Raw genomic sequence first — 4,739 nt, 5'->3', positions numbered from 1 at the left:
CTGGGCAAACAGCATCGGTGCGCTGGTGACGCTTTGGCCCACCGCGGTGGCCAGCACCACCACCGAGACAGCCAGGACGCCGATCCTGACCCGGTTGGCCGGTTCCAATGCCCTCATTGCGGTGTGCACCTTCCGGTCGGCTGCTGGGTGAGCCGGACCTTGCGCACCGGGCCGCCGGGCTGCAAACCGTTGAGGGTGAGGTTGATGTCGCACAGGTAGAGGTTGATGAAGTCGCCGTAGGTGCCGGCGCTGCGTCCCAGCAGGGTGGTCGCCGTCGGCAACTTGCGCAGCAGCTCATCGAGCTGACCGCTCTGGTCGACGAGGGGCTGCAAGACGCCTTGGGCCGCAGCGAGGTCGCGTTGCAGCTGGGACCGATTGTCGGCGAGCAGGTCGGCCAACGACCCGGTGGCAAGGCTCAGGTTGGCGACCCCGTCGGCCAGCGGGTCGGCGTGCTCGCTGAGCCCGGTGATCAGCGTCTCGAGGTTGACGACGGTCGAGTCGACGTCCCCGGCTTTGGCGACGATGCTGTCGAGCACCGTGCCCAGGTTTTTCACCACCTCGCCGATCACCGCGTCGCGGTCGGCCAGTGCCGAGGTCAGCCGCGCGGTGTGATCGAGGATGTCGTTGATGGTGCCGCCCTGGCCCTGAAACACCGTGATGATGGCGGAGGCGATGGTGTTGACCTTGTCGGGGGCCAGCGCACGAAATACCGGTCGGAACCCCCCGATCAGCGCGTCCAAGTCCAGGGCCGGTTGGGTGCGCGCCACCGGGATCAGCCCGCCCGGCGGCAGCACCCGGTCGGCGCCCTCGCCCTGGCCGCGGGTCACCTCCAGGTAGCGCTCGCCGATCAGGTTGGCGTAGCGGATCTGCGCGGTGCTGGACTGATACAGCGGCAGTGACCGGTCCATGGCGAAGTCCACCCGCACCCGCCGGCCGTCGTCGATAAGCCGCACCCCCTTGACCTTGCCGACCTCCACCCCGGCGGCCCGGACGAACTGGCCCGGACGCAGCCCGCTGGCAAAGGAGAAGTCGGCGGAGTAGGTCGCGGTGTCGGTGAAGCGCAGCTGGCCGAAGATCACCACCGTGACTGCGCTGAATCCCAGCAGGACCAGCGTGAAGGCGCCGAGCTTGACGGCGGTGACGGTGGTTTTCATGGGTTGATCGTGTTCTCACCGATTTGGCGTCCCCAGACATAGTCCAGTGCCCAGGGTGTTCCGATGGCGAAGTGGTTGTAGGGGGCGATGCTGGCGCCGGTGTCCATCACCAGACTCGGCGCCGGCCACAGGTCGCGGGTGATGGTTTGCCAGCAGCCGGGCGCGCCGCCGGGACCGCCCCGGGCGTTGACCCGGGGCAAGTTGTCGGGGTAGACGTACGGGTTGGCGCCGCCGACTAGCTGGGTGTGGGCCCGCAGCGAATACCCGTTGCCCAGGCCCTCGGCCGCGGCCACCGCGGGTCGGACCTGCGCGGCGTTGCGGATGGCGCAGAGCAGTTCGGGGCTGTAGGTGTCGAGCAGCCCGGTGGTCGGCACCAGCTCGGCCAGTGCCTGAACTACATGCGTTTGGCTGGCCGCCAGCACGTCGGCGCCGGTGTGGGCGAACCCGATGGCCGCCAGCAGCGTCGCGTCCAGTTCTTTTTGCTGTTTGTTAAGGGTTTGCCCGGTGGTTGTGAGGTGGGCCAGCAGGTTCCACAGGTCCGGCGACGCGTCGGCCGCGATGTCGGCCACCCGGGCCAGTGCGATGACATCGTGATGCAGCTGGTCCATCCGCGGGTTGAGGTCGGCCAGCACGGTGTTGCCGTTGACCAGCGACGCGCCGAACTTGTCTCCCAGCCCCGACAAGGCGTCCGCCGCGCCGGTCAGGGTCACGTTCAGCTTGACCGGATCGACCGTCCGGGCCAACGATGTCAGGGTTTGGAACACCGTGTTGACCTCGGTCGATACCGATCGCGCGTCGATGACGGCGGTGCTGTCGATCGGCGGCGCGGGTTGCTTCGGGGAGGTGAGCGCCACGTATTTGCCGCCGAACACCGTCGTCGACTTGATCGAGGCAACCACGTTGGCCGGGATCAGCCGCGCGTATTCCGGTGCCACCGCCACGGTGAATTGGGCCGCCGGCTTGCCGTCGCGCTCGATCTCGCGGATGTCGGTGACCTGGCCTATCCCGACGCCGTTGAGCGTCACCTTGGACCCGGTGCCGATCAGCAAGCCCGCCCGGTCGGCCACCACCGTCAACGACTCCGTCGGGGTGAAACCTCCGCGGAATTGCGTGACGGCCGCCACGACGACGAGCGCGATCAGCACCGCCCCCACCACGCCCGCCGTCTTGGCCGGTGGACCGTGGGGGGCATTGGCTCGTTGCGGTGTCGTCATGGCGGCTACACCGTTAGGTTGAAGTTGGGGTCGACGCCATATAGCGCCAGCGACGCGAGCATCGCCACCACCACCACCGCGACCAGCGAGAACCGCATGGACCGGCCGACGGCTTCGCCGACGCCGACCGGCCCCCCGGCGGCGGTGTAGCCGTAGTAGCAGTGCACGATCATCACCAGCACCCCAATGACGACGGCCTGCAGGAACGACCAGAAGACATCTTCGGGCCGCAGGAACGTCGAGAAGTAGTGGTTGTAGGTGCCGCTCGATTGTCCGTAGAGCAGTGTGGTCACCAGCTGGGGAGACAGGAACGCCATCACCATCGCCAGCCCGTAGAGCGGCACGATCACCACGACCGCGGCGATGATCCTGGTCGACGCCAGGTACGCGGTCGACTTGACCCCCATTGCCTCCAGCGCGTCGATCTCCTCGCTGATCCGCATGGCGCCCAGCTCGGCGGTGGCGCCGGCGCCGACGGTGGCCGCCAGCGCGATGCCGGTGACCACCGGCGCGGCGATGCGCACGTTGACCAGCGCGGCGAAGAATCCGGTGAACACGCCGACGCCGATGTTGCGCAGTGACGCGAAACCCTGGATGGCGACCAGCGAGGCACCGGAGAGGGTGACGAACGCGACGATCGCAACCGTGCCGCCCACCACGGCCAGCGCCCCGGTCCCCATGCCGATCTGGGCGATGATCCGCAGTGTCTCGGCGCGGTAGTGGCGCAGCGTCGTCCCGACCTGACCGAGGCTGGACACGGTGAACAAGACGAGCAGCCCGAACGCATCCAGCGCCCGAGGGGGTTTGCCGATTGCTCCGACGGCGGCCATTTAGCGGCCCGTTCCGAATCGCACACCGATGGTGGTCAGGACTACGTTGACCGCGAACAGCGCGATCACGCAGAGCACCACCGTCTCGTTCACGGCGGTGCCGACGCCCTTGGCGCCGCCCGAGACGGTCAGGCCCCGATAACAGCCGACCAGTCCGGCGATCAGCCCGAACGACACCGCCTTGGCCGTCGCGATCACCACCTCGGGCAGCCCGGTGATCAGGGTCACGGTGGACAGGAAGGCGCCGCCGGAAACATCTTGCAGATAGACGCTGAACAAGAAACTGCCGACCAATCCGACGGTGATGACCAGGCTGTTGAGCAGGGCGGCGATGAACGTCGCCGCCAGCACCCGGGGCACCACCAGCCGGTGGATGGGGTCGATACCCATCACCTCCAGGGCGTCGATCTCCTCGCGGATGGTGCGGGCGCCCAGGTCGGCGCAGATGGCGGTGGAGCCGGTTCCGGCCACCACCAGCACGGTCGTCAGCGGGCCCAGTTGGGTGACCGCGCCCAGCGCCGCGCCCGCGCCCGAGATGTCGGCGGCGCCGAATTCGGCGAGCAGCAGGTTCAGCGTGAACGTCAGCAGGACGGTCAGCGGTATCGCGGCCATGACGGTTGGCAAGATCGTGACGCGCAGCAGAAACCAGGCCTGCGCGATCGTCTCCTGCCCTTGCAGCGGCCACCGAAACAATGCCTTGCCGGTCAGCGAACACATCCGGGCGAAGCCGCCGACGTGCGCCAGCGGGCCGCGCAAGTGGCCGCCGACCTGGTTGAGGGTGCCCGTCGACATCGTCATCGCCGCCGTCCCTTCTGTGCCTGCGCCGCGTCAGCTCGCGCGGCGCGGAACAAATCTGACGCCGCAAGGTTGGCAGGAGGTTGGTGGGCGGTCGAACCCACGGGTCAGCCGGCGGCGGGTGGTTTTGCCATCACCGTGGGCCGGAAACCATAGCTGGGCAGGGTGCGCCCGTACTGGCCGCCGATCAGCTGACTAAACGGCGCCATGGGCACGGCGTTGAGGCCGTCGGCAGTCGGGGCAGCGGCGTTGGCGAGGGCCCCCACGTTGGTTGCCGCTGTGAGGCAGCACGAAGAATCGTCGTCCGGTTTAGTGGTCACTCGGAGCGGATCGGCGGTCAATCAGGCTGTCTCGCTTGGCTATTGATGGCTCCCATACCTGGGTGAGGGTTGGGGGCCAGGACTTGTCGTACCCCGCTGTCATGATGGGGTTATGTCGTCGACCGCCTCGCTGGCCTATGCGCCGATGCTGCCGAAGAAGCGGTTGGAGGTGTTGTTTGCGGAGTTGGCGCAGTTGGCCGGTCAGCGTAACGCCATCGATGGGCGTATCGTGCAGATCGTCGCCGAGATCGATCGTGACCAGTTGTGCGGGATGACGGGGGCACGCTCGGTGGCGGCGTTGGTGGCCTGGAAGCTGGGGGTGTCTGCGGGCAACGCGCACACGATCACCACGGTGGCGGGTCGGCTGACCGAGTTCCCGCGGTGTGCGGCGGGTCTGCGGGAGGGCCGGTTCTCGCTGGATCAGGT

6 protein-coding genes are annotated in these 4,739 nt (G+C 67.9%); 1 reads left to right on the top strand and 5 read right to left on the bottom strand.

What is annotated here, in order from left to right; genetic code table 11:
• Window positions 1–113: 113 nt before the first annotated feature.
• The 5 genes from F0Q45_RS24370 to F0Q45_RS24350 all read right to left on the bottom strand — a co-directional run bounded on the left by F0Q45_RS24370 (window position 114) and on the right by F0Q45_RS24350 (window position 4,313).
• Window positions 114–1,154 carry an MCE family protein gene (locus F0Q45_RS24370; protein ID WP_149656336.1) on the bottom strand — a complete coding sequence of 347 codons (1,041 nt, stop codon included), beginning with the start codon at window positions 1,152–1,154 and terminating at the stop codon, window positions 114–116.
• The gene (locus F0Q45_RS24365; RefSeq protein WP_149656335.1) at window positions 1,151–2,368 is read right to left on the bottom strand and encodes an MCE family protein; all 1,218 of its coding nucleotides are present in this window, start codon (window positions 2,366–2,368) and stop codon (window positions 1,151–1,153) included. Before F0Q45_RS24365 ends, F0Q45_RS24370 begins: the two co-directional genes overlap by 4 nt.
• A gap of 5 nt (window positions 2,369–2,373) precedes the next feature.
• The gene (locus F0Q45_RS24360) at window positions 2,374–3,198 is read right to left on the bottom strand and encodes an ABC transporter permease (protein WP_149656334.1); all 825 of its coding nucleotides are present in this window, start codon (window positions 3,196–3,198) and stop codon (window positions 2,374–2,376) included.
• On the bottom strand, window positions 3,199–3,996 hold the full coding sequence (locus tag F0Q45_RS24355; protein ID WP_149656333.1) for an MlaE family ABC transporter permease: 798 nt from the start codon (window positions 3,994–3,996) through the stop codon (window positions 3,199–3,201). It lies immediately after the preceding gene.
• A gap of 104 nt (window positions 3,997–4,100) precedes the next feature.
• Window positions 4,101–4,313: a PPE family protein, SVP subgroup gene (locus F0Q45_RS24350; RefSeq protein ID WP_188113137.1), complete on the bottom strand. Its 213-nt coding sequence runs from the start codon at window positions 4,311–4,313 to the stop codon at window positions 4,101–4,103.
• A gap of 112 nt (window positions 4,314–4,425) precedes the next feature.
• On the opposite strand from F0Q45_RS24350, the gene F0Q45_RS24345 reads away from it, so the two are divergent.
• A partial coding sequence (locus tag F0Q45_RS24345) for a DUF222 domain-containing protein (protein ID WP_149656331.1) occupies window positions 4,426–4,739 on the top strand: 314 nt, incomplete at its 3' end.

Origin of the sequence: Mycobacterium simiae, from assembly GCF_008370645.1 — a bacterium.
Taxonomy (GTDB): domain Bacteria; phylum Actinomycetota; class Actinomycetes; order Mycobacteriales; family Mycobacteriaceae; genus Mycobacterium; species Mycobacterium simiae_A.
The sequence above is the reverse complement of the archived record's forward strand: the minus strand, read 5'-3'. Positions and strand labels throughout refer to the sequence as shown.

Excerpts from the sequence above, each read along its gene's own strand:
- F0Q45_RS24370 (WP_149656336.1), bottom strand. The coding sequence starts at position 1,154 with ATGAAAACCACCGTCACCGCCGTCAAGCTCGGCGCCTTCACGCTGGTC.
- F0Q45_RS24355 (WP_149656333.1), bottom strand. The coding sequence starts at position 3,996 with ATGACGATGTCGACGGGCACCCTCAACCAGGTCGGCGGCCACTTGCGC.
- F0Q45_RS24360 (WP_149656334.1), bottom strand. The coding sequence starts at position 3,198 with ATGGCCGCCGTCGGAGCAATCGGCAAACCCCCTCGGGCGCTGGATGCG.
- F0Q45_RS24365 (WP_149656335.1), bottom strand. The coding sequence starts at position 2,368 with ATGACGACACCGCAACGAGCCAATGCCCCCCACGGTCCACCGGCCAAG.